The sequence below is a fragment of the Desulfurellaceae bacterium genome, assembly GCA_021296095.1.
Taxonomy (GTDB): Bacteria; Desulfobacterota; Binatia; order Bin18; family Bin18; genus JAAXHF01.
The window spans coordinates 8219-13093 of the sequence record JAGWBB010000056.1 but is presented as its reverse complement, the minus strand read 5'-3'; the positions used below and the strand labels follow the sequence as shown (position 1 = coordinate 13093).

Below are 4875 nucleotides of genomic sequence, written 5' to 3'. Positions count from 1 at the left end.
AAACTGTACAGCTGGTGGGACTATCGGCAGCTCGCCTTTCAGAAGAACCAGGGGCTGCGCATCGACCATATCCTGGTGACCCAGACCCTGGCCCGGCGCTGCACCGGGGTGCAGATCGACCGCCAGGCGCGTAAAGGCAAGGGAGCGTCGGATCACGCCCCGGTCCTCGCCACCTTCTCAAACGAAGGGTGAGGCGAGCCCCTCTCGGCTTTTTCAGCTCCTGCCGATCAGCTCGTCGCCCGTTTGCTTGGCGTAGTCGATCCAGTCCGCCTCGGTCTTGGCGGCTTTGAACGGAATCAGCCGGTCAACGCCGAGGTCGGCAAAGCGTTTGACCGTGTCGGCGTCGAGTCGGCCCTTGGGCGTGACGCTGATTTCCAAGCTGCCCAACTCGGCCGGACGTTCGACCTGCTGGGCGGCGTGTCTGAGCCCGTCCAGGCAGGTGGCCGTGGCCTCGACATCGAGGGCAAAGCCGAACCAGCCGTTGCCGTGCTGCACGCTGCGTTCGTAGGCCTGCGGGGTATGGCCGCCAAAGACCACCGGCGGGTGGGGCTTCTGGACCGGTTGGGGGTGAGCCTGAATATCACCAAACGAGACAAATTCACCCTGGTGGGCGGGCTTGTCCTGGGTCCAGACGGCCTTCATGGCCTCCAGATAATCAATCGACCGCGGCCCCTTGTGGCTGAACGGAATCCCCAGCGCGTCAAACTCCGGCTTGAGATAGCCGATGCCCAGGCCAAAGATCAGCCGCCCGCCGGACACCACGTCCAGACTGGCCAGTTCTTTGGCCAGCACCAGGGGGTTGCGCTGGGGCAGGATGATGATGCCGGTGCCGAGCCTGACCGTTTGGGTCTGACCGGCAATAAAGGCCAGGGCTACGCTCGGGTCGAGCATCGGATGGTGGGGCGGAAGCGGGGAGGGCGGAGCCTGGGGGTCGGGCAGGACCACATGCTCACCGGTCCAGACCGACTCAAAACCGGCCGCTTCGGCCGCCTGGGCAACCCGCACAGCTACGTCCGGGTTGCTGGCGATACCCATGTTGATGCCAAAAAGTCCCAATTTCATGCCTGTGCCCTCCTGGTCGTCGTTGTGTGTCGAACGCCGGGAGCCTAGCCGGTTCTCGGCAGCCGTGCAAGCGTGTCTGCCGTTGCATTCCGTCGGAAAAATCGTCAAATTAAGACCCTCGGAGGACACCATGCCGCAAACGGTCGATTACATTACCCGCATTACCGACAATTATTCCAAGCTCGGCTATACGCCGTACAAATGGGTCCACAACCCCGATACCCCGCCGTGGACACCCCTGCGCAAGCCGCTATCCGAATGCCGTCTGGGTTTGATCGCGTCCGGCGGACTGTACATGAAGGGCCAGGTCGCCTTCCACTTTAAAGACGATCTGTCCTTCCGGGCGATTCCCACCGACGTGAAAACGAGCGATCTCCGAACAGCGCACTTCGCCTATGACCAGACCGACGCCCGAAAAGATGCCAACGTGGTGTTCCCCATTGACACGCTGCGCAGCCTAGTCAAAGAAGGCCTGATTGGCGAGCTGGCCGACCACGCCTACACCTTCATGGGCGGGATTTACTCCTCGCGGCGGGTGCGCGACGAGTTGGCTCCGCAGCTGACCGCGCTCCTGCTGGCCGAAAGAGTCGATGCCGCGCTGCTCGTCCCGGTTTGACCAGTGTGTCATCAGTCCGTGGGACTGATCGCCCGCAACGCCGAGGCTGCCGGTATCCCGACGCTCAGCATGGGCAGCGCCCTCGATATCATGCAAGCCGCGAATCCCCCCAGGGCTGCCTTTCTCGATTTTCCCCTGGGCCACACCACCGGCGAGCCGCATCAACCTCAGTTGCAGCGAGACATTCTGCGCCAGGCGCTGGCAGGCTTTACTGAGCTGACGACGCCGGGCGCTATCAAGATGCTGCCCTTCCGCTGGTCACACGGGGACGGCTGGAAAGAGACGGCCTCAAACGACGGCGATACACGCGTCGAGCGACATGACACGCCGCAGTATCAGTTCGAGGAGGACCGTGTTCTGGCCGAGCAGAACAATCCTGAGGGGTGCGAGGTATGTGAGGTGTCGGCCTGAAGACCGGTGTCAGGCGTAGGGATTTCCCTGCCGCCCGACGCGTCTTTCACAGCTGTTCGACCATCTTCTCCACCTCATCCCATTCCACAATCGGGGTCAGGCGGCGCTTTTCGACCAGACCGCTTGAGACGATCTTGCCGAATATCTGAAAGGTCGGGGTATGGTCGGGAATATCGACCAGAAAGATGACCTTGGGCTCTTCGTTCGAGAACCACGGGCCACCGGCAAAGCGGACCTCTTGGGGCGCGCCAATTGAGGCCGGGCTTTTGGCTGCGGCGCCAATGAGCTTGGTAAATTCCTTCATCCGTTCCGGACTCGGGTCTTTCAGCCACACCTCGTCGAGATACAGGGCCATCGCGTTTCCTCCTTATTTCAGGCCGGTCTTCAGTCCGCCAACAGCTCGTCAAGCTCCCCGCACATGTCCAGCTCGTTCAGTTCGGAAAAGCCGCCGACCGACTGTTCGCCAATAAAAATCTGCGGGACCGTGTGCTGACCGGACCGTTCCATGATCTCTTGGCGCAGGTCTGAGTTGCCGGTCGCGTCGATCTCTTCAAACGGCACGCCTTTTTTGGTCAGCAGCGACTTGGCCGCTGTACAGTAGGGACAGAACAGGGTGGTGTAGACGATGACTGGCTTCATAATCTTACATCCTTGTGGGTCGAGACTTCCTTTTTTGTACGCGATGCGCCGGGGCGACTCAAGGGGACAGCTTAGGGCAAGTCGGTGCGGCCCATCAGGTAGCGGTCACACTCCCGTGCGGCGCTCCGCCCTTCGTGGAGAGCCCACACAACCAGACTCTGGCCGCGCCGCGCGTCGCCGGCGGCAAACACGCCTTCGACGCTGGTGGCGTATTTGCCGTACTCGGCGCTCACGTTTGAGCGGCCATCGCGCTCAACGTCCAGCTCTTCCAGGATGGGGTCCTCCGGTCCCAAAAAACCCATGGCCAGGAGCACCAGGTCGGCCGGCCAGACCTTTTCGGTGCCCGGAATGTTCTTGGGAATGAAGGCGCCGTTTTCGTTTTTGGTCCACTCGACCTCAACGGTGTGGAGTTCCTTGACCCGTCCGTTTTCGTCGCCGACAAACTTTTCGGTCTGGATCAGGAACACCCGCGGGTCGGCGCCAAACCGCGCCTGGGCCTCTTCCTGGCCGTAATCGACGCGGAAGATGCGGGGCCACTCCGGCCACGGGTTATCGGTCTGGCGTTCGTCCGGCGGACGGGGCAGAATTTCAAACTGGGTCAGGCTTTTGCACTTGTGGCGCATGGAGGTGCCGACGCAGTCGGTGCCGGTATCGCCGCCGCCGATGACAATCACGTGCTTGTCGGCAGCCGAAATGTAGGCGCCGTCGGCGTGCTGGGAGTCGAGCAGGCTCTTGGTGTTGGCGTGCAGAAACTCCATGGCAAAGTGAATGCCCTCGAGATCGCGGCCCTCAATCGGAAAATTACGGGGCTTGGTTGCGCCGCAGCACAGGACCAGGGCGTCGAACTCCTCACGCAGCTGGCTGGCCGACACATCCGTGCCAACGGCGGTACTAGTGACGAACCGCACCCCTTCCGCGGTCAGTTGATTGACCCGACGCTGGACCAGGTTCTTGTCCAGTTTCATGTTGGGGATGCCGTACATCAGCAGACCGCCGATCCGGTCGGCCCGCTCGTAGACGGTCACCCAATGACCGGCCCGGTTGAGCTGGGCCGCGCAGGCCAGCCCGGCCGGCCCGGAGCCGATCACGGCCACTTTTTTGCCGCTGCGTTTTTCCGGCGGCTCGGCCACGACCCAGCCCTCGGCAAAGCCCCGGTCAACAATAGAACACTCGATGTTTTTGATCGTGACCGGCGGGTTGGTGATACCCAGCACGCACGAGCCCTCGCACGGCGCCGGACACACCCGGCCGGTGAACTCCGGGAAATTATTCGTCTTGTGCAGGCGCTCCAGCGCCTCTTTCCACAGGTCGCGGTAGACCAGATCGTTCCACTCGGGGATCAGATTGTTCAAGGGACAGCCCGAGGCCATACCGCTGATCAGGGTTCCGGTGTGGCAGAAGGGAATGCCGCAGTCCATGCAACGCCCGCCCTGCTCCTGGAGCGTGTCCACGGGCAGGTGGTCGTGAAACTCGTGCCAGTCGTCGATCCGTTCCAGGGGGGAACGGTCGGCCGGCAGCTGGCGCTGAAATTCCATAAATCCGGTTGGCTTACCCATGTCGCTGCTCTACTCCTTCAGCAGGGAATCATGCTGCTCGTGCCCCTAATTGCCGCTCACCCGGGCGGCGTCGTTCTTGTTGGCCTCAAAGGCGGCCATCACCGCGTCCTCACCGGCCAGCCCGGCCTGCTCGGCCCGGTGTATGGCTTCGAGCATGCGCTGGTAGTCTTTGGGCATGACTTTCACGAAGCGGGCCGCAGCGGTGGTCCAGGTCGCCAGCACTTGCAGGGCTTGTTCGCTGTGGGTGTAGCCGGCGTGACGGCGCAGCATGGCTTCGATCTCGTCCAGGTCGTCGGCGGTCGGGGCTTGGAGGGAGACGGTCTCCAGGTTGCAGCGGTCGCGAAAATCTCCCGCCGCGTCATAGATGTAGGCGACACCGCCCGACATGCCGGCCCCGAAGTTGCGACCGGTCTGGCCCAGGACTACGACCCGGCCGCCGGTCATGTACTCGCAGCCGTGATCGCCGACGCCCTCGACAACGGCTCGCACGCCGCTGTTGCGGACGCAGAAACGCTCGCCGGCCATGCCTCGGATATAGGCTTCACCGTTGGTCGCGCCATAGAAGGCCACGTTGCCGATGATGATGTTGTC

8 protein-coding genes are annotated in these 4875 nt (G+C 62.6%); 3 read left to right on the top strand and 5 right to left on the bottom strand.

Annotated features, from left to right (window positions below; genetic code table 11):
* Positions 1–192, top strand: a 192-nt coding sequence (locus J4F42_13975; protein MCE2486619.1) for a hypothetical protein, incomplete at its 5' end; no start/stop codon positions are given.
* 21 nt (positions 193–213) lie between these two features.
* Here the strand turns inward: J4F42_13975 and J4F42_13970 are convergent.
* Positions 214–1062 carry an LLM class F420-dependent oxidoreductase gene (locus tag J4F42_13970; protein ID MCE2486618.1) on the bottom strand — a complete coding sequence of 283 codons (849 nt, stop codon included), beginning with the start codon at positions 1060–1062 and terminating at the stop codon, positions 214–216.
* Between the two features lie 130 nt (positions 1063–1192).
* Here J4F42_13970 and J4F42_13965 point away from each other — a divergent pair, with 130 nt between their 5' ends.
* Positions 1193–1678: a hypothetical protein gene (locus J4F42_13965; GenBank protein ID MCE2486617.1), complete on the top strand. Its 486-nt coding sequence runs from the start codon at positions 1193–1195 to the stop codon at positions 1676–1678.
* 18 nt (positions 1679–1696) lie between these two features.
* Positions 1697–2089 (top strand): hypothetical protein, encoded by a 393-nt coding sequence (locus tag J4F42_13960; GenBank protein MCE2486616.1) that lies wholly within the window; start codon positions 1697–1699, stop codon positions 2087–2089.
* 46 nt (positions 2090–2135) lie between these two features.
* Here the strand turns inward: J4F42_13960 and J4F42_13955 are convergent, their stop codons facing one another.
* The 4 genes from J4F42_13955 to J4F42_13940 all read right to left on the bottom strand — a co-directional run.
* A complete protein-coding gene (locus J4F42_13955) occupies positions 2136–2444 on the bottom strand; it encodes a hypothetical protein (GenBank protein ID MCE2486615.1) in 309 nt (102 codons plus the stop codon).
* Between the two features lie 29 nt (positions 2445–2473).
* Positions 2474–2728: a glutaredoxin 3 gene (grxC, locus tag J4F42_13950; GenBank protein MCE2486614.1), complete on the bottom strand. Its 255-nt coding sequence runs from the start codon at positions 2726–2728 to the stop codon at positions 2474–2476.
* 71 nt (positions 2729–2799) lie between these two features.
* A complete protein-coding gene (locus tag J4F42_13945; protein MCE2486613.1) occupies positions 2800–4284 on the bottom strand; it encodes a glutamate synthase subunit beta in 1485 nt (494 codons plus the stop codon).
* Between the two features lie 45 nt (positions 4285–4329).
* On the bottom strand, positions 4330–4875 hold a 546-nt coding region (locus tag J4F42_13940; protein ID MCE2486612.1), incomplete at its 5' end, for a hypothetical protein.

Coding starts and splice junctions, on each gene's coding strand:
- grxC (MCE2486614.1), bottom strand. CDS start 2,728: ATGAAGCCAGTCATCGTCTACACCACCCTGTTCTGTCCCTACTGTACA.
- J4F42_13945 (MCE2486613.1), bottom strand. CDS start 4,284: ATGGGTAAGCCAACCGGATTTATGGAATTTCAGCGCCAGCTGCCGGCC.
- J4F42_13970 (MCE2486618.1), bottom strand. CDS start 1,062: ATGAAATTGGGACTTTTTGGCATCAACATGGGTATCGCCAGCAACCCG.
- J4F42_13955 (MCE2486615.1), bottom strand. CDS start 2,444: ATGGCCCTGTATCTCGACGAGGTGTGGCTGAAAGACCCGAGTCCGGAA.
- J4F42_13965 (MCE2486617.1), top strand. CDS start 1,193: ATGCCGCAAACGGTCGATTACATTACCCGCATTACCGACAATTATTCC.